Annotated in this window: 14 protein-coding genes; 8 read left to right on the plus strand and 6 right to left on the minus strand. The window is 61.6% G+C overall.

What is annotated here, in order from left to right; translation table 11 throughout:
* Nucleotides 1-16: 16 nt before the first annotated feature.
* Together PP263_RS06695 and PP263_RS06700 are read right to left on the minus strand one after the other, a co-directional pair.
* Complete coding sequence (locus PP263_RS06695) at nt 17-1,057, minus strand: quinone-dependent dihydroorotate dehydrogenase (RefSeq protein ID WP_308367599.1); 1,041 nt, start codon at nt 1,055-1,057, stop codon at nt 17-19.
* A gap of 52 nt (nt 1,058-1,109) precedes the next feature.
* A complete protein-coding gene (locus tag PP263_RS06700; RefSeq protein WP_308368577.1) occupies nt 1,110-5,981 on the minus strand; it encodes an NAD-glutamate dehydrogenase in 4,872 nt (1,623 codons plus the stop codon).
* A gap of 253 nt (nt 5,982-6,234) precedes the next feature.
* On the opposite strand from PP263_RS06700, the gene PP263_RS06705 reads away from it, so the two are divergent.
* The 8 genes from PP263_RS06705 (at nt 6,235) to PP263_RS06740 (ending at nt 14,456) form a co-directional block, all read left to right on the plus strand.
* On the plus strand, nt 6,235-7,206 hold the full coding sequence (locus PP263_RS06705) for a MoxR family ATPase (protein ID WP_308367600.1): 972 nt from the start codon (nt 6,235-6,237) through the stop codon (nt 7,204-7,206).
* Complete coding sequence (locus PP263_RS06710; protein WP_308367601.1) at nt 7,206-8,171, plus strand: DUF58 domain-containing protein; 966 nt, start codon at nt 7,206-7,208, stop codon at nt 8,169-8,171. Before PP263_RS06705 ends, PP263_RS06710 begins: the two co-directional genes overlap by 1 nt.
* 139 nt (nt 8,172-8,310) lie before the next feature.
* The gene (locus PP263_RS06715) at nt 8,311-8,853 is read left to right on the plus strand and encodes a DUF4381 domain-containing protein (protein WP_308367602.1); all 543 of its coding nucleotides are present in this window, start codon (nt 8,311-8,313) and stop codon (nt 8,851-8,853) included.
* Nucleotides 8,846-9,973 carry a VWA domain-containing protein gene (locus tag PP263_RS06720; protein ID WP_308367603.1) on the plus strand — a complete coding sequence of 376 codons (1,128 nt, stop codon included), beginning with the start codon at nt 8,846-8,848 and terminating at the stop codon, nt 9,971-9,973. The genes PP263_RS06715 and PP263_RS06720 overlap by 8 nt, the downstream gene beginning before the upstream one ends.
* Entirely contained in the window at nt 9,973-11,823 is a 1,851-nt protein-coding gene (locus PP263_RS06725) for a VWA domain-containing protein (RefSeq protein ID WP_308367604.1), read from the plus strand. Before PP263_RS06720 ends, PP263_RS06725 begins: the two co-directional genes overlap by 1 nt.
* Nucleotides 11,824-12,062: 239 nt before the next feature.
* On the plus strand, nt 12,063-12,353 hold the full coding sequence (locus PP263_RS06730) for a nucleotidyltransferase domain-containing protein (RefSeq protein WP_308367605.1): 291 nt from the start codon (nt 12,063-12,065) through the stop codon (nt 12,351-12,353).
* Nucleotides 12,350-12,685, plus strand: coding sequence for a HepT-like ribonuclease domain-containing protein (locus tag PP263_RS06735; RefSeq protein ID WP_308367606.1), 336 nt, complete (start codon nt 12,350-12,352; stop codon nt 12,683-12,685). The genes PP263_RS06730 and PP263_RS06735 overlap by 4 nt, the downstream gene beginning before the upstream one ends.
* A 193-nt stretch (nt 12,686-12,878) precedes the next feature.
* A complete protein-coding gene (locus PP263_RS06740) occupies nt 12,879-14,456 on the plus strand; it encodes a BatD family protein (protein ID WP_308367607.1) in 1,578 nt (525 codons plus the stop codon).
* A 237-nt stretch (nt 14,457-14,693) separates the two neighbouring features.
* Here the strand turns inward: PP263_RS06740 and PP263_RS06745 are convergent, their stop codons facing one another.
* The 4 genes from PP263_RS06745 to PP263_RS06760 all read right to left on the minus strand — a co-directional run bounded on the left by PP263_RS06745 (nt 14,694) and on the right by PP263_RS06760 (nt 19,576).
* Nucleotides 14,694-16,697 (minus strand): nucleoside-diphosphate sugar epimerase/dehydratase, encoded by a 2,004-nt coding sequence (locus PP263_RS06745; RefSeq protein ID WP_308367608.1) that lies wholly within the window; start codon nt 16,695-16,697, stop codon nt 14,694-14,696.
* 37 nt (nt 16,698-16,734) lie between these two features.
* Nucleotides 16,735-17,316, minus strand: a complete 582-nt coding sequence (locus PP263_RS06750; protein ID WP_308367609.1) for an acetyltransferase — start codon at nt 17,314-17,316, stop codon at nt 16,735-16,737.
* Between the two features lie 278 nt (nt 17,317-17,594).
* A complete protein-coding gene (locus PP263_RS06755; RefSeq protein ID WP_308367610.1) occupies nt 17,595-18,620 on the minus strand; it encodes a glycosyltransferase family 4 protein in 1,026 nt (341 codons plus the stop codon).
* Entirely contained in the window at nt 18,617-19,576 is a 960-nt protein-coding gene (locus PP263_RS06760) for an SDR family oxidoreductase (RefSeq protein ID WP_308367611.1), read from the minus strand. The genes PP263_RS06755 and PP263_RS06760 overlap by 4 nt, the downstream gene beginning before the upstream one ends.
* Nucleotides 19,577-19,582 lie beyond the last annotated feature (6 nt).

Consider the following 19,582-nt stretch of genomic DNA (forward strand, 5'->3'; position numbering starts at 1 on the left):
CCCGGGGTCGGGCCTATCAGCGGCCGCCCGCCCCCTGCTGGCGCAAAATGGCAATCGCCTCCACCACCTCTTTCACCAGTGCCGGACCACGGTAGATAAATCCGGAGTAGATCTGCACCGCAGTGGCACCGGCGCGAATTTTCTCCACGGCACTGGCGCCGTCAAAAATACCACCGACGCCAATGATCGGAATCTGCCCGCGCAGTTCCCGCGCCAGCTGTGCAATCACCCAGGTGGACTTCTCCGCCAGCGGCCGACCACTCAGGCCACCCTCTTCCCTGCCGTGGGGAAGATGGGCCACCGCGGACTTGTCGACAGTGGTGTTGGTAGCGATCACCCCTTCAATCTCATATTCGCGCAACGATTCGGCAATCCGGGCGATGGCCTCGCCGTCAATATCCGGCGCTATCTTCACCGCCAGAGGCACCGAGCGGCCGCAGCTCTGGGCCAGTTGCTGCTGCTTCTCCTTGATCTCGCCCAGCAGCCGGTCGAGGCTTTCGCCGAACTGCAGGTCCCGCAGCCCTTTGGTGTTGGGGGAGGAGACGTTGGCGGTGATGTAGTCCGCATAGGGGTAGACTTTTTCCATGCACAGGCAGTAGTCGTCCGCCGCCCGCTCCACCGGGGTGTCGAAATTCTTGCCCACGTTGATGCCGAGTACGCCGCCGTAACGGCGACGCTTGACCCGCTGCACCAGGTAATCCACCCCCAGGTTGTTGAAACCCATGCGATTGATAATCGCCTCCGCCTCCTGCAGGCGGAACAGGCGCGGCTGCGGATTGCCCGGCTGCGGGCGCGGGGTCACCGTACCCACTTCCACGAAGCCAAAGCCCAGGGCGCCTAGGCCGTTGAATGCCTGGGCGTTCTTGTCCAGGCCCGCTGCCAGTCCCACGGGGTTGGGCAGAGTGAGGCCCATCAACTCCACCGGATCATCCGGAACCGGTTGGCTGAACAGGTTGATCAGCCCCAGCCGCTCAGCGGCGCCGATGGCGTCCAGGGACAGGTGGTGGGCCCGTTCGGGATCGAGCGCAAACAGGGCTTTGCGCAGGTATGAATACATGCCTTTCCTTAATAATTCGATCATTTCTTGTAGGAGCGGGCCATGCCCGCTCCTACGCCAGCGACTCCTGGTCCGCGGTAGCGTTGGCCAGGTACATCAGCTCGCGCAGGGCCACAGTGAACATGGCGAAGTCCCCGGCCGGCGTGGACTTGAGTTCGGCGAGGATGTTGTTCCAGCGCTGTATCGCCGGCGCCATGATATCGCTCCAGAGGGCCATGGCGCCATCCAGATCCAGATCCGCGTCGCCGGCCAGGCGCAGCAGGTTCACCGCCAGGCTGGCGAGCTGACTGTCCAGGTCGTCCATGCAGGTCTCGCGGGCCTGGGCCTGCCAGAAGCCCTCTGCCGGCAGGTCGATAATCAGATTGCCAAACCAGTTCAGCTTCAGGGCATCGGCCAGGCGGAAGTAGACGGCGGAAACTTCCTCCACCGGACGTTCGCTGATACGGGCGGATTCGGAGATGCTCAGGGCCAGGAAGAGATGGGTAGACGCGGCCATGAGAGCGACAGATTCCGGAACCCCGGCCTCCTGCAACTCATGGTATCGGGGCTCCCAGTCGTTGCGCGGCTCGCCGCACAGCACCTTCGGCAGCGCCTTGAATACCCGCTGTACCGAATCCCTATACAGCTCGCGGTTCTGCGCCGGCTCCAGGTCATTGCGGCGATTGCGGATAAACCAGCGAGTACCGCGGCGCACCCGGCCGATCATGGAGTTCAGCAGTTCTATCTGCAACTGCGCGGGTACCCGATAGTCCAGCGCCGCCACCTGCTGCTGGAATTCGTCCATCAGGTACACGTCCCGTGCGCTGATGTAGGCGGCGGCGATGGCATCGATGTCCGCTCCCGTGGCGCCGCTCATGCGGTGGTAAAAAGTGATGCCCATATTGTTGACCAGTTCGTTGGCCACCTGGGTGGCGACGATCTGGCGTCGCAGCGGATGGTCGTAGACCAGCTCGCTGTAGCGGGCCATCAGTTCCCGCGGGAAAGCGGATTCCACCGCCTCCTGCACCCGCGGGTTCTCGATGATCTGCGCGTTGAGCAGCTCTTCCTTCAGTTTCACCTTGACGTAGGAGATGAGCACCGAAAGCTCCGGGCGGGTCAGGTACTGGCCGCGGTTCTGGCGCTCGTTGAGCTGCTCGTTGTCGGGAATAAATTCCAGTGCGCGCCGCAGGCGGCCCTCGCTCTCCAGGGCGTTGATGGTCCGCCGGTATTCGTCGATGCGCGCGGCCACCTGGAATTCCGCCACGCTGAGCGCGCGGGTCTGGTTGTAGTTGTTGTTCAACACCAGCTCCGATACCGAGTCGGTCATTTCCTCCAGCAGCTGGTTGCGCTGCTTGTCGGTGAGGTCGCCGTTGGCCACCACCTTGTTGAGGAGAATCTTGATGTTCACCTCGTGGTCGGAGCAGTCGACGCCGCCGGCGTTGTCGATAAAGTCGGTGTTGCAGCGGCCGCCGTTGAGGGCGAACTCAATGCGCCCGCGCTGGGTCATACCCAGGTTGCCGCCCTCGCCGAACACCTTGGCGCGCAGTTCGCGGCCACTGACCCGCAGCACGTCGTTGGACTTGTCCCCCACCTGGGCGTGGGACTCGGTGCTGGCCTTGACATAGGTGCCGATGCCGCCGTTCCAGATCAGGTCCACCGGTGCCCTGAGCATGGCGCTGATCAGCTCGTTGGGATTGAGCTGGTCCGCTTCGATGTCGAAGGCTTTTTTCATTTCCGGGGTGATCTTTATCGACTTGGCGCGCCGCTCGAAAATACCGCCGCCCTTGGAAATCAGCTTACTGTTGTAGTCAGTCCAACTGGAGCGCGGCAGCTCGAACAGGCGCTTGCGCTCGGCGAAACCCGCCGCGGCATCCGGCTCGGGGTCGACAAAAATGTGCAGGTGATTAAAGGCGCCCACGAGGCGGATATGCTCCGACAGCAACATGCCGTTGCCAAACACATCGCCGGCCATATCGCCGATACCGATCACCGAGAAATCCTCGCTCTGCACGTCCACGCCCATCTCGCGGAAATGCCGCTGCACCGACACCCAGGCGCCGCGGGCGGTAATACCCATCTTCTTGTGATCGTAGCCCTGGCTGCCGCCGGAGGCGAAAGCGTCGCCGAGCCAGAAGTCGTACTCGGCGGCGATGCCGTTGGCGATATCGGAGAAGGTGGCGGTGCCCTTGTCCGCGGCCACCACCAGATAGGGGTCGTCCCCGTCGCGGCGGATCACCTGTTCGGGGGTCACCACCTCACCGTCCTTGAGGTTGTCGGTAATATCCAGCAGGCCGCGGATAAACGTCTGGTAGCAGGCGATCCCCGCCTCCATGATCGCCTCGCGGCTGCCGTCCACCGGGGGCTGACGCACCACGAAGCCGCCCTTGGCGCCACTGGGGACGATCACTGCATTCTTGACGTTCTGCGCCTTTACCAGTCCCAGCACCTCGGTGCGGAAGTCCTCCAGGCGGTCGGACCAGCGCAGGCCGCCGCGGGCCACCTTGCCGCCGCGCAGGTGCACGCCCTCAACCCGCGGTGAGTAGACGAAGATTTCGAACTCCGGGCGGGGCTCGGGAATACCGGGAATTTCCCGCGGGCTGAACTTGATGGAGATATAGTCCTTGGGCTGCTCGTCCTTACCCATTTGGAAGAAGTTGGTGCGCAGCGTGGCCAGGATCAGCTCCAGGTAGCGGCGGATGACCTGGTCTTCGTTCAGGTTGTCGACGCTGTCGAGCCCGTCGTGGATTTTTTTGATCAGCCGCTCCACCCGGGTCTGGTCCTGTCTGTCGCCGCTGATGCGCGGGTCGAACATGGCGCGGAACAGCGCCACCAGGTTGCGGGTGATCTCCACGTGGTTGGCCAGGGTGGCGGCGATATATTCCTGGCTGGCACTGAACTTGGTCTGTTTCAGGTAGCGGGCGTAGGCGCGCAGCATGGAGACCTCGCGCCAGTTGAGGCGCGCCGCCAGCACCAGGCGGTTGAAGGCGTCGCTCTCGGCCACATTGGTCCAGATAGCCGAGAAGGCGTCCTGGAACAGGCCGCGGGAGGCCTGGGCGTCCACCCGCGTGGGCAGGCCGAATTCCAGGTAGAACTCGTGCATCCACACGTCGGCGCCGCCGCGGGGGCGAATGGTATAGGGGAATTCACCGATCACCCGCAGACCCAGGTTTTCCAGCACCGGAATCACATCGGACAGGGTGAGCCCGCTGCCCCAGTTGAACACCTTGAAGCGCAGGCTGCCCGCCGCCGCGCCCACCGGCTGGTAGAAACTCATGGCCACGCGGTTCTGCTCGTTCAAATCCTGAATCGCGGCCACATCCTGTACCGCGATGCGCGGCTCGAAATCCTCCCGGTAGCCGGCGGGGAAGGCGCGGCCGTAGACACTGTAGAGGCGGTTGCCCTCTTCCTCGCCGTGGTTTTCGATCAGGGATTTTTGGAATACGTCTTCCCAGGAGCGGGTAATATCCACGATTTGCGCCTCCAGTCGCGCTACGTCGATGTCCACCGGCTCGCTGGGGGAAACGCGAAACACGAAGTGCACCCGCGCGAGAATGGACTCGGAAAAATAGGTGGTGAAATCGGACTCCCTGGCTTTGACGGCCCTGGCGATATGCTCGCAGATCTGTTCCCGCACGGTACTGTTGAACTGTTCCCGCGGCACGTACACGGTGGCGGTGACGAACTTGCCGAAGGGGTCCCGGCGCATGAACAGGCGGATATGTGCGCGCTCGTTCATGCTCAGCACGCCCATCACCGTGTGGAACAGTTCCCGGGTGCTGCTCTGGAAAAGTTCGTCGCGGGGAAAGGTATCCAGGATGCGGCGCAGTGTCTTGCCGTCGTGACTGTGGGGCGCGAGGGCGCTGGACTCCATCACCGAGGCTATCTTGCGGCGGATGATCGGGATCTTGGCCGGGCTCTCGGTGTACACCGGCGAGGTGTACAGGCCCATAAATGCGGACTCGCCGATCACCTTTCCTTCAGCGTCGTAGCGCTTGATGGTGACATAGTCGGAATAGGCGGCGCGATGCACCCGGGACTTCACCGACGACTTGGCGAAGGTGAGGAAATTCGGGCCCTGGTAGAACTTCTGCTTGCCCTCGTTGAAGGCGTATTCCGGCGTGGGCTCCGCCGGCTCCTCCAGCTTCTTGAAAATCCCCAGGCGGCGCGGTTCCACCTCACAGAGGACTTTCTTGTTGTCGCCCTGCTGGCAGAATTCATATTCGCGGTAACCGAGGAAGGTGAAGTTGCCGTCGCGCATCCACTGCAGGAAAGCGCAGGCCTCCTGCAGGTTGCCGTCGCCCTCGGCCAGGCCTAGGTGCAGTTGGTCCTCTATAGCGCTACAGATGTCGAGCATGGGCAGATAGTCGTCCACCACCAGTTCCACGTCGCCGAGCACGTCTTTCAACGCTACGACCAGATCCGCGGCGTGCCCTGTCGAGGTGTCCAGATTGATCTCCAAATAGATCAGCGCCTCGCCAGACACGTCCGCTCCGAGCTCCTCGCCGACCTGACAGCGCGGTAACAACTCCAGCAGCTTGCCGCCGCGGCCGCGCCGCAAATGCAGTATCGTGCTCTTGATGGAGTGGATCGCCGTGTTGCGGCGGTTGATTTCCATGCGTACCGAATCCACCAGAAATGGCATGTCCCGCTGCAGCACCCCCACCACCGTGTGCGAGCACTCCCAGCCGTCGTCCTCCAGCCGCGGATTGCATACCCGCACCTTGGGGGTATCCGGAGCGCGGTCCTGGATAAAGTTCCACCAGGTGTAGATACAGCCGTATATGTCGGCCAGGCGGCGGCCGGCTAGGTCCTCCATCGGGTATTGGTGCAGGAACTGCTCGGCAAAAGCCACCACCGGTTCCGCCTCCCCCGCAAGCTTTTCCTGGATCAGTGCGGTCAGCTGCTCCAGCAGCTCTTCGCGGCTGTCGGTAATCACCGTCGCCATATTCACGGAAAACCTCCTATTGATTCGCAGCCCTCGGCCGCGGATATTACTGTGTTATATCGGGCCGGCGTTTCGAGTTGTTGAACTCCGCGCCGCACCAACTGTCTACAATTCGTCCAACGGTTGCCTCATCTGCAGCCGCCGTTAAAATCAACGCGCCCGCAGCCCTTTGTCGCGGGTAGCTATACATAAAGATAGAGTGCTGCCCTGGGCGGGCGGACGCAGGATTATTCGCAATAAAAGAAGTGGCGCTATGGAACAGAACCTGAATACCCGAGACCAGATCACCGCCCTCGGCGACTGGCTGGAACAGCAGATTATCGGCCAGAGGACCCTGGTCGAACGGATACTGATCGCCCTGCTCGCGGACGGCCACCTGCTGGTGGAAGGGGCCCCGGGACTGGCCAAAACCAAGGCGATCAAAACACTGGGCGAGGCTATTGAGGGTGATTTCCATCGCGTCCAATTTACGCCGGACCTGTTGCCGGCGGATATTACCGGCACCGATATCTACCGACCGGAAACCGGAGAGTTCCACTTTCAGCCCGGGCCTGTGTTCCACAACCTGGTGCTGGCGGACGAGATCAACCGCGCGCCGGCCAAGGTGCAGTCGGCGCTGCTGGAGGCCATGGCGGAACGCCAGATCAGCGTGGGCCGCAAAACTTATCCGCTGCCCGAATTATTCCTGGTGATGGCGACACAGAACCCTATAGAACAGGAAGGGACTTATCCGCTGCCAGAGGCGCAACTGGATAGGTTCCTCATGCAAGTGAATCTTGCCTATCCCGATGCAGTTGCGGAAGCGAAAATTTTGCGCCTGGCCAGATCCGAGGCAAGTCTTGGCGAAAATCGCCCTTCCGGTGTTGTCAGCCAGGACACCATTTTTCGCGCCCGCAGCCAGATTCTGGAAATGCAGATGGTGGAAGCGGTAGAGACCTATACTGTCCAACTTGTCATTGCTACCCGAGAGCCCGCGAAGTATGACAGCGAGCTGGCCTCCTGGCTAGATTTTGGTGCAAGCCCCCGGGCCACGATTGCACTGGATCGGTGCGCCCGCGCGCTCGCCTGGCTCAAAGGCCGGGACTTCGTCACCCCGGACGACGTGATGGAAGTGGCCCCGGATGTATTCCGCCACCGCCTGCTGCTCAGTTTCGAGGCCGAGGCGGCCGGCATCACCGCCGACCAGGTTATCCGGCGACTGCTGCAACAGGTGCCGGCCATCTGATGCCCACTGTCATTTCCCACACCGAACTGAATCCCCGCGGCGCCTATCCGGAAGTGACGCCGCTGGTCCAACTGCGCGCCATCGCCCGCCAGCTGCAGCTGTTCAAACCGCATCTGGCGAAAAGCGACCAGGCCGGAAACCTGCTCACCCGCTACCGTGGCCGCGGCATGAATTTCGAGGAGGTGCGCGACTATCAGCCCGGCGACGACGTGCGCACCATCGACTGGCGGGTAACCGCGCGCACCGGCAAGACCCACACCAAGCTCTACCAGGAGGAGCGGGAGCGACCGGTTGTCATCCTGGTGGATCTGCGCTCACCAATGTTTTTTGGCAGTCGCCAGGCATTCAAGTCCGTCGCCGCCAGCGGCATCGCCGCCGCCCTGGCCTGGGCGGGCCTGCAGAACGGCGATCGCATCGGTGCCCTGCTGTATTCCGACGGTGACTTCGAAACCGTTCGCCCGCGTCGCAGTCATCACGCTGTCCTGTCGATGATTCACGGCACAGTGGCCCGCGCCGGCGCCCTGCGGAGCCCGGTGCCCGAGGGGACCGCGCAACCGCTCAAACAGCTCCTGGAGGAAGCCCGGCGCATTACCCGCCCCGGCAGCGCCCTGTTCCTCATCAGCGACTGCCACGACTTGAACGAGACCTGCGAGCAGCCCCTCTATCTGCTCGGCCGCCATGCGGACCTTCAGGTACTGCGGATCAGCGACCCGATGGAACGGGAGCTGCCGGAGCAGTCGCTGACCATTTCCGACGGCCGCCAGCGCACCTTCCTGAACGCCGGCAACCGCCCGTTGCGCGAACATTTTGCCGACCACCAGACCCAGGCCCGCGCGGAAGTGGCCCAGCTTTGTCGGCGGCACCGGTTGCCGCTGCTGGATTTCGACAACACCCGCCCGCTGGTGCCAGCGCTGCTCTCTTACTACGGCCAGCGGCAGAAGGCCGGTGGGAGGTTGACCCGATGAAACCCCGGCCGACCGAAACTGGCGTAGGGTGCGCCGTGCGCACCGCCCGGCCTCTCCGGTGCGCACGGCGCACCCTACGGGGTTCCCCCCGGGTCCCGATGGTCCCGGGTCCCGGATCCCGAAAGGCGGGGGCAACGCGATGAGATTCACTCCAGCGCAACAGCCCCCGCCCAGCCCCGAAGCACAGGAACTACTGGCCCAACTGCGCGATATCCACGAACCATCGCCGGTCAGCTGGTGGCCGCCGGCGCCCGGCTGGTGGCTGCTGGGAGCACTGATTCTCACCGCCGTGGCCGCGGCGATTTTCTTTTGGCACCGGCAGCGAAAAATCCGCGCGCGCAACCGCTACCGCGTGGAAGCCGTGCGCCTGTTGCAGGATGTCGCCCCGGCCAATCCCCGCGCAGTCGAACAGATCAACGAAATTCTCAAGCGGGTGGCGGTCGCCAGCTTCGGCCGCCCAGCCTGCGGCAATCTCACCGGCCGGCGCTGGATCGAGTTCCTGGAAAATTCCTCCGGCAACGAACTCCCGGCCGAAGCCCGGGAGGCCCTGCTGGAACATCTTTACCGGCGACCGGATAAAAACCCGGAGTGGGACCGGAAGCTGCGCGATTGCACCGTAGCGCTGCGCGACTGCGCCATACAGTGGGTGGAATCCCACCAGCGGGAGGCCAACGGTGTTTGAGTTCGCCACCCCCTGGGTCTTCGCCCTGCTGCCACTGCCCTGGCTGGCCCGCCGCCTGCTGCCCCGTGCCAGGCCGCTCACCAGCGCCCTCAAAGTGCCTTTTTACTCTGAATTGTCCCAGAGTGGCGACGCCGGCCAGGGCAACCTCGCCAACCTGTTGCTGCTCAGCCTGCTGTGGTTGCTGCTGCTGACCGCCGCGGCCCGTCCACAGTGGTACGGCGAGCCCATTGCACAGAAGAGCAGCGCCCGGGACCTGCTGGTGGCAGTGGACATTTCCGGCAGCATGGAGACCCCGGACATGTTGCTGGACGGCCGCCCGGCCATGCGCGTCGAAGCGGTGAAGCGGGTGGTGAGCGACTTTGTCGAACGGCGCGAGGGCGACCGCCTGGGACTGGTACTGTTCGGCACCCGCGCCTACCTGCAGGCGCCCCTCACCTACGACCGGAAAACCGTGGGCACGCTTTTACAGGAAGCGCAGATCGGCTTCGCCGGCCAGGGCACCGCCATCGGCGACGCCATCGGCTTGGCGGTCAAGCGCCTGACCCAGCGCCCCGCGGAACAGCGGGTGCTGATCCTGCTCACCGACGGCGCGAATACCGCCGGAGAAATCTCCCCCCGCAAAGCCGCCGAGCTGGCGCAGCAGGCGGGGGTGACCGTCTATACCATCGGCGTGGGCGCGGAGGAGATGATCCAGCCTGGCCTGCTGGGCAGCCGCTTCGGCGCGCGCCGCATCAACCCCTCCCGGGATCTGGACAGCGAGACCCTGCAGGCTATCGCCGACGAAACCGGTGGCCAGTATTTCCGGGCGCACAACCCGCAGGAACTGGTGGACATCTACAACGAACTGGACCGCCTGGAACCGGTGGAACAGGAGGCCGCCAGCTACCGCCCGCTGAAATCCCTGTATGTGTGGCCGCTGGGTGCAGCGCTGCTGCTGACCATGCTGTGGGCCGCGGTGCCACTGCTCGCCAGCGGGAGCGCCGAGTTCCAGCGCCGCAAAGCGGCCCCTGGGAACGCCGAGCTCGGGAGCGCCCGCCGCCAGCTCGGCAAAGCGGGCCGCAGGCCCGCCATAGAGCCCAGCTCCGCTGGTGAATACTCAAAGCGGAGCCAGTCAGCCTGATGTTTTTCTCCGAACTGCACCAATTCCATTTCCTGCGCCCCCAGTTCCTCTGGCTGCTGCTGCCGGCCGCCCTGCTCTGCTGGGGCCTGGCGCGCACCGTGCTGAACAGCGGCAACCTGCAAAAAATTATCGACCCGGACCTGCTGCCCCATCTGCTCTTGCGCGGCGGGGAAAAACGCCCCTGGCTGTTCGCGCTGATTTTCGCCCTGCTCGCCGGCGCTATCCTGGCGCTGGCGGGCCCCACTTGGCGCAAGCTGCCCACGCCGGTGTACAGCAACCAGGACGCGCTGGTGATCCTGCTGGACCTGTCGCCGTCGATGATGGCCACCGACCTGTCGCCGGACCGCCTCACCCGCGCGCGGCTGAAAATTCTCGATATTCTCAAGGAGCGCAAAGACGGCCTCACCGCCCTGGTAGCCTACGGCGGTGAGGCCCATGTGGTCACTCCGCTCACTGAGGACACCGTCACCATCGCCAACCTGGTGCCCGCCCTGTCACCGTCGATTGTGCCTGTGCCCGGCAGCAATATCGAAATGGCAGTGGAGACGGGCCTCCAACTGCTGCGGGACGGCGCCAATGGCAACGGCGACCTGCTTGCGGTCACCGACGGCATCGATGAATCGGCACTGGGCGGAGTGAAGAAACTGGTTTCCGAAGCCGGCGTCGAACTGTCGATACTGGCCGTCGGCAGCGGCGAGGGCAGCCCCATCCCCCGGGGCAATGGCGGCGGCTTCGCCACCGACAGTAACGGCGCGATCATCATCGCCAATTTCAATGCCGGCGAACTGAGAAAGCTGGCCCGGGAAAGCGGCGGCCGCTTCGCCGAAATCACCGTGGACGACAGCGATATCCATTACCTGCTGCCAGAGGGTGAAACGCCGCAGCAGGCCCAGCTCACCGAGCGCGAATTCGACCAGTGGCGCGAAGAGGGCCCGTGGCTGATCCTGCTGCTGTTGCCCTTGACCGCCCTGCTGTTCCGCCGCGGCGCCCTCGCCTGCGCCCTTCCCCTGGCCCTGCTGCTGCCGCAACACAGCGACGCCCAGGAACTGTGGCGCACCCCGGACCAGCGCGGTGAGGAACTGCTGGAACAGGGAGAACCGGAACAGGCCGCGAAGACCTTCAAGAACCCCCGCTGGCGCGGCACCGCCAACTACCGCGCAGGTAACTTCCCCGCCGCGGCAGAGAATTTTGCACAAAGTGATGACCCTCAGGGGCTCTATAATCTCGGCAACAGCCTCACCCAGCAGGGCCGCTACGACGAGGCCATCGCCGCCTACGACGAGGCACTGAAACAGCAGCCGCAGATGGCCGACGCCCGGCACAACCGCGAGATCGCAGAAAAGCTCAGGGAATTGCAGAAACAACAACAACAGCAGCAGCAATCGCAGCAGAATCAATCCGACCAGCAGCAACAGCAACAACAGCAGTCCGGAGACAACGAACAACAGCAGAACCAGAGCGGGCAACAGCAACAGAGCCAGCAGGGCTCCGATTCCGGAAACAGCGGCTCGCAGGATACCCAGGAGCAGCAACAGGCGGGTGAGCAGCCGCCAGAACAGCCATCCGAGCAGGGACAACAGGAATCAGAAAAACAGGAACAGCAGACGGCCAAGGGCGAAAACGGAGAGAGGCAAGAGCAGCAACAGGGCGAGCCCCAGCGGGCCGGTGCCGAGGAAAGCCACCTGGACCCGGAGACCCAGCAGGCCCTGGACCAATGGCTGCGCCAGATTCCCGACGATCCCGCCGGCCTGATGCGCGAGAAATTCAAATATGAAAGCCTGCAGCGCCGCCGCGCCTACCGCAGCGGCGAATGGCAGCCCCCGGAGAACGGAGCCACGCAGAGATGGTAGGGAGAGAATGCGGAATGATGAATGATGAATGCGGAATACCCTCCCCTCTCCCGCTTGCGGGAGAGGGGCCGGGGGAGAGGGCTGCCCCTGGGAACGCCGAGCTCGGGAGCGCCCGCCGCCAGCTCGGCAAAGCGGGCCACAGGTTCGCCGCAAGAGCGGCCCCCGGCAACGACCGAACCATCTACAGCCACTAAATCACCGGGTATACTCCCCGTAGGACCAAGACGCCAAGATCGATCATGTTACTCGACACCCTGCACCGCCAAAAAAGGGAAATCAACGCCCTGGCCAAGCAATACGGCGCTCGTCGGATCCGGGTATTCGGCTCCGTATCCCGTGGAGAAGAAAAACCGGATAGCGATATCGACTTCCTGGTAGACCTACCACGCGGCTACGATCTGTTTGGCCAGAGAATTCCACTCACACAGCGACTCGCCGAACTAACCGGTCGTCAAGTAGAAGTAATCCCCGAACACGAACTCAACCGGTATATCCGCGATTCAGTGCTGAAAGAGGCCGTTGACTTGTGAGCAAAGACTGGCGGACCTATGCAATGCACATTCTCGACTCAATCGCCAAGATTCGGCGCATAAGCGATCGCGGCGAAATCACATCCGATGAAGTGCTATATGATGCGGCACTGCGCAATCTGCAAACCCTCTCGGAAGCAACCCAGCGGTTACCCGGCAACCTGAAAGCCGAGCAGGCGGATATTCCCTGGAAAGAAATCAGCGGATTTCGCAATATCCTGGTACACAACTACCTGGGCGACATCGACCCGGAAGCGGTCGCCCAGGTTGTGGACAAACACCTTCCCCCACTTGAGCAAGCTGTACGGAAGATGCTGGAAGAGAATGAGTAACTCCATGTTCCAATTTGTAGGACGGGCAAAGCGCAGGCAGAAAACTGCTCCATGCGTTTCCTGCATTCCCGCTGGGCGGCATCCCGCCATCCATCGCGGGCTCGTGCCCATCGACCCTCCCTCTCCCTGTAGGAGCCTGCTTGCAGGCGAACACCTCCGATCGCTTGCAAGCAAGCTCCTACAGGTACTGCTGTTGCTTATCCTTGCCAGCACCGCCCACGCCTCCGACCTCACCGCCACCGTCGACCGCAACCAAATCGGCATCGACGAAACCCTCAATCTGCGCCTGCGCTACTCCGGCAACGAAAGCGGCGGCCAACCGGATTTCGAACTGCTGGAACAGGACTTCGATATCCTCTCCCGCCAGCAGTCCAACCAGTACCGGGTGATCAACGGCCGCGCCGAAAGCTTTGTCGAATGGACTCTGACCGTGGCACCGAAAAGGGAAGGCAAACTGTTCGTGCCCTCCCTGCATTACCACGGCAACGTCTCCGATGCCATCCCCATCACCGTCACTGAAGCCGGTGCCCGCCCGGACGGTGGCGACCGCCAGGCCTTCCTGGAAGTGGAACTGGATAAAGAACAGGTCTACGTACAGGAACAACTACTGGTCAAGGTCCGCCTCTACACCACCATCGGCCTGCACGACATCGCCACCGAGCCCCTCCAGGTTCCCGGCGCCCATGTGGAAAAGCTGGATGAACAGCGCTACGAACGGCGCATCGGCGGCGTGGCCCACGCCGTCTACGAACTGACTTACGCCCTCTTCCCGGAGAGCTCCGGCGAACTGCAGATCCCCGCGCTCAACTACGTCGCCATCGCCGGCCGCCGCGACCCCTTTTCCCTGTTCAACCGCAACAGCCAGCGGCTGCGGCTGCGCTCGCAACCCCAAAGCATTCAGGTAATGCCCAAACCCGACAGCTACAGCGGCGCCCAATGGCTCCCCGCCGCCAGCCTGGGACTGGTACAGAGCTGGAGCCAGGACCCGGAAACCTTCAAGGTCGGCGAACCCATCACCCGTATTATCACCCTGCGCGCCGAAGGCCTGCGCGCGGCGCAGCTGCCACCGCTGCCCGCACTGAACGTGGAAGGCTTGAAGACCTACCCGGACCAGCCGCAGCAAGAGGATCAGGTGGGACCGAATGGTATTACTGGCAGCCGGATAGAAACTACCGCCATAGTGGCCACCAAGCCTGGGGATTATCAGTTGCCGGCGATTACGGTGACCTGGTGGGATACCAAGAGTGGGCGGCAGCGGGCTACGCAGTTGCCTGCTTTCCGATTCACGGTTGCCGGCGCACCAATCACAAGCCCACAAACAGCCACAGCCGAGATCACGCCCGATGCGGCCCCAGCGCCAAATCACAACCGATTCTGGCAAACCCTCGCCATCGCAGCACTCGGTTCGCACCTACTCTGGCTGCTCTATTTCTGGCGCCGGCGCGCCCCACGCGAGCCGCATTGCCGCCCCACAGACAACACAACCAGCCAACAACAAGCTCTCGCCCTGCAGGAAGCAGCCGCAAGAGGTGACGCCCAGGAAATACACCGGACTCTGCAAAACTGGCTAACTACCAACAAATCACAGTTACAACCCGGAGATGAGGAACTGGAAAAACTCAGGGGATTACTAAACGCCGCCCTGTACCAGATACCGCCTAAACCGTTAAACCAGCAACAGGTACAGATACTGGTGGAGAGATTGCTGAAACACAAAGCCGGGCAAGCAGAAAAGGCAGCGCCAGCCGAGCTGCCGGATTTATTCGCTTAACCTGGATGCAAGGTGCTGTTTCCTGATCGCTTAGTACTCAAACTTCGGAGTTCTCGGAACCAGCCTTGGTGCTGTTGAGTCATGGGACCGCACCCTGTGGGAGCCAGCCCTGCTGGCGAATAATGACGTTGCCATTTAGCACCCTCTTTTCGCCTGCAGGGCAGGCTCCCACAGCAGACGCAGTGCACAACCAGGCGGCACGGCGCCTTGATCTGAACTCAGAAACTTGAGTTAGTATTAGACCAATTCAGGTTCTGTACATCGCTTCCGGTAAATCCAATCGACGATCTCCCCTTCCGGCGTGTAACCACTCACCGTTTCCCGCAGCAGCTGACGCACGTGGTCGTAATCATCCCGCTCGACCGCCTTGAGCAGCTTCGCCATCACGGCCTTGAACGTCTCCCAGGACAGGCTCTCTTCATTGGCGCGCATGATCATCGGATGATCGGTGGGGCTCACGTTGTCACCAATCAGCAACTCCTCATAGAGCTTCTCACCAGGCCGTAAGCCGGTGAACTCAATGGCAATGTCGCCGCGTGGGGTTTTCTCCGAGCACACACTAAGCCCGCTGAGGTGAATCATCTTCTCCGCCAGCTCGACAATCTTCACCGGCCTGCCCATGTCCAGCACGAACACATCACCGCCCTGACCCATGGCACCTGCCTGAATGACCAACTGCGCAGCCTCGGGAATGGTCATGAAGTAGCGGGTGATATTCGGGTGCGTCACCGTCACAGGGCCCCCCTGCTTGATCTGCTCACGGAAACGCGGAATCACCGAACCCGAAGAGCCCAGCACATTTCCGAAACGCACCATGGTGAAACGGGTCTTGTTGACCTGGTGTACAGCCTCGCCATCACCGAACAGCACCGGCGCGGACTCTGCACTCAGGGCCTGTAGCACCATCTCCGCGAGGCGTTTGGTGCTGCCCATCACATTGGTCGGACGTACCGCCTTATCGGTGGAGATCAACACGAAATGCTCGACCCCAGCCTTGACCGCAGCCTGCGCGGTATACAAGGAGCCAAGCACATTATTCAGCACACCCTCGGCGATATTGTGCTCGACCATCGGCACATGCTTGTACGCCGCGGCGTGATACACCGTGTTCACCGCCCAGGTGCGCATCACATCCAGCAAACGACCCGGGTTGCGAATTGAACCCAGGATCGGCACCAGACGCACTGGCAACGACTCGCGCCGGATTCGCTGCTCCAACTCGGTGTGGATGCTGTAAAGATTGAATTCGCTGTGCTCGAACAGCAGCAGAGTGGTCGGCCCAGTCGCCACGATCTGCCGGCACAGCTCCGAGCCAATCGAGCCACCAGCTCCTGTCACCATCACCACCTGGCCACGGATGCAGCGCTCGAAAAGCACTTTCTGCGGTGGCACCGCATCGCGCCCAAGCAGGTCGGCGATATCTACTTCCTGGATATCCTCGACCTTGACCCTACCGCTGGCCAAGTCCATGAAACCCGGCACGCTGCGCACGTGCAGGGGAAAGCCCTCAAGCAGATCGAGAATCTCGCGGCGCCGCGCACGGGAGGCAGACGGAATCGCAAGGAGTATCTCCTGGGCTCCGGTCTGCTCGATCATCTGTTGAATATGCTTGGGTTTGAAGACCCGCAAGCCGGCGATCACCCGGGTAGCAATGCCACCATCATCGTCGATGAAAGCCACCGGCCGCATAACCCGGCCTATACGCAAGGCCGCTACCAGTTGGTTGCCTGCCGCACCGGCACCGTAGATGGCCACCTTCGGTAAATGGTCTCCCCGGTTGATAAATGGGATTTGCCGGACAGCCTCATACCAATCGCCCATAAAATACTGGCGCATGGCTAAGCGCAGGCTACCGATCATCACCAGGCTTAACCACCAATAGTTGAATACCAGTGAGCGCGGCACCACAGCCGGCGGCTCGCGATACCAATAGACCACCAAGGCCAGCACCAGGGCCGAGAGCGTTACCGCTTTGAAAATGGTGATCAGCGCATCCTTGCCGAAATAGCGCATCACCGCCCGGTACATGCCGAACCTGATAAAAATAGGTATCGCAATCAACGGCGCACTGATAAACAACCAGGCATGCCCGGCTAAGGGGTTGATCGGCTTGTCGAACCCCAAACGAACCGCAAACGCCAGCCACAGCGCCAGCCACACCAACAGCACATCTGTGGCCACTTGCAGCAGGCGCTTATTACGACGCGACAACCCCAACAACCAATTCCGTAGCTTTTCCATTATCCCTCCCAAACCCTCTCCCATCTCGAAGCATTCACTACCCAATCAGCGCCGTTCCCGGTGCCAGCACCTCCCCCTCGGCTACCACTACGCGATAGCCCGCGCTGCAACCCGCCTGCAACCACGCTCGCGCGCCCACCTGCACACCGCCGGCCAAGTGCACGCCGACGCCCAAATGAGCGAAATCGCCCAATATCGCATCATAATCGACGGTCGCATGGGCATTGACGATAACACCTTTGCCAATCCGTGCATCCACCCCTACCAGGGCCAGCGCCATCACCGCACTGCCCGCCCCCAGTTCGGCGCTAGGGCTGACGGAGGCGGCCGGATGCATCACCGTGGCCTGCGGCAGGCCACAGTCCTGTAGTCTAGCCTGCCATTGTTCACGCAAAGTGTTGTTTCCCACTGCAGCGATGGCCGCATCCATCTCCCCAGCCACATCGGCCAAGGTACTACTACTAGCAACCACCGGGCAGCCGAAAGATTCGTGCAATTCCGGCCAACGGTCATCCGCGAAACAGACCCGTTGCCACTTTCCCGATAACAATGCTGCCTCGGCCACCGCCTTACCATGCCCACCCGCACCGAGAATCAACAGTGTTTTTTTCAATGCCATATCCCAATATTGTGTCGCGTAAGGGGTAATGCTTTTGTAGGAGCGGATTCATCCGCGAAAATCTACGCAGCAACGACAAAACCCCGCGGATAATTCGACTCCTGTAACCGCCCCTCTCTTACAGGAGAAACCTCAACCCTGTAGGAGCCAGCTTGCTAGCGATGCATTCAACCAGACGACCGCAGTGGTTCGCCAGCAAGCCAGCTCCTACAGGGAGGGTGCGTCCCTAATCATTTCACCAACCGCAATAATTCTGCGAGAACACACTGAAGCATTCCCTACTCCCGTTCCCCTGCCCTGAACTTCATCGCCAGCACCACAAGCGGCAGATAGGCAACCAACAAGCCCAGCAAGCCATCTAGCCCACCGAGCCCAACCCAGATGGCGATCGGCAGCAACCAAAACAGATTGATCCCCAGCACCGCCAAGGTCACCGGTAAATGCTTGCCGAACTGGCGCGATGCGTACTGATAGGCATGGCTGCGATGCGCCTCATACACTTTGTCCCCGCGCAGCAAACGGCGCATCAAGGTCCAGGTCGCATCCAGCACAAAAACCCCGAGCAGAATCAGCCAGCTCCACAGCAGCTCGGGCGCCACCCAGGCTGCCTGCAGGGACAACACCCCGAGAGCGATTCCTAGGAAACCACTGCCCGCATCGCCCATGAAGATCCGTGCCGGCGGGAAGTTCCAGTACAGGAAGCCCGCCACCGCGGCCGCCAACAGCATCGGCATGACCCCAGCCGTAGGCTGTGCCGAGCCCGAGAAGCCCAGCATCGCGTACAACAGTGCCCCACCCAGGCACACACAAATAGCCTCGACACTGGCAATGCCATCGATGCCATCCATGAAGTTGTAGAGGTTCAACAACCACACCAGGTAGACCGCGGCCAGTGCATGGCCAAACCAACCCAGATCGAGGCTCATGCCGAACAGGCTCAACGGCGGCAGCCCGCCCAACCAAAACAATGCCCAAATGGCCCCGGCAAAGTGACCCAATACCCGCCAACGCGCGGGAATATGGCCGTGGTCATCCAAAAAACCAATCACAGCCACGCCAGCACCCGCCCCCAACAGACCCCACATCACAGCCCAGGGCAATATATTGGCAAAGGCCAAAACCGGCAAAGCCACCAGAAAAGCCAGCACGATGGCCACCCCACCACCGCGGGGCGTCGGCTCCGAGTGCGAGCTGCGCGCATTGGGGATATCCATCAGGCTGCGGGCCAAGGCGTAACGACGCAACGCGCCGGTCATAAAAAGCGAAACGCCGGCCACGGCCGGCAGCAACCACCAGATAGTCATTTGCTATGCTGTTCCAGAAAATGCTTGGCCGTCTTGTGCAGCGCCTCATCGACGCTGACCGGCGGGGTCCAGTTGAGTAACTCACGTGTCTTGCTGATATCGACTTGTAGCGAGCCACACAGTCGCTGGGATAGCGCTCTCTTCCCGAGCATCGCTGCGCCCGCTTCGAGCATCCAGCAAGGCACCGGCAATAACCGTGCGGGCTTACCCAAGGCAGAGCCCATCCTGCGCAACAACTCGGTAGTCGACAGATCCTCACCGTCGCTGACCAGAAAGGTCTGGTTGGCTGCGGCAGGGTGGTCGACGCAGGTCGCAATCAGGTCCACCAAGTTATCTAGGGCAACTAGACTGCGACGGTTACGAGTGGCACCCAAGGGCAGGGGAACCCCGCTGCTAACAATTTTTATTAAGCGATTAAAATTACCCGGAGCGTTAGGACCATAAACCAATGGAGGTCGGATAATTACCACTTCTATACCCGTCTCTGTCGCTAACTGATGTAATGCCAACTCAGCCTCATACTTGGAAACTGCATAAGGCTCTGCCGGACTTGGCACGTCTTCTACAGTAAACGGGCGAGAACTCTGATTACCATTCACACCAATTGAACTAATAAAAATAAAGCGCTTAACACCAGCTTGTACTGCTTGCTGTGCAAGTGCCAAGGTGCCTCTAACGTTTACATGGCGAAACTCAGCAAGCGGATCATCAGCGACATCATTCAATACATGGGCCCGGCCTGCAGCATGAATAACAACTTTGACCCCAACAAGGGCAGCCGACCAATCGGTATTTGCAGAAAGATCACCAACCTGAACACTAAGTACATTCGAAGAAAAATCAACAGACGGACGACGTATAGCAGCAACAAGCGAATTGTGGCCATTCTCTAGTAAGCGATGGATCAGCGCCAGACCCACAAACCCAGTCCCTCCCGTCAGCAACAAAGCAGGCATATTCAA

The organism is Microbulbifer sp. TB1203 (assembly GCF_030997045.1).
Classification (GTDB): Bacteria; Pseudomonadota; Gammaproteobacteria; order Pseudomonadales; family Cellvibrionaceae; genus Microbulbifer.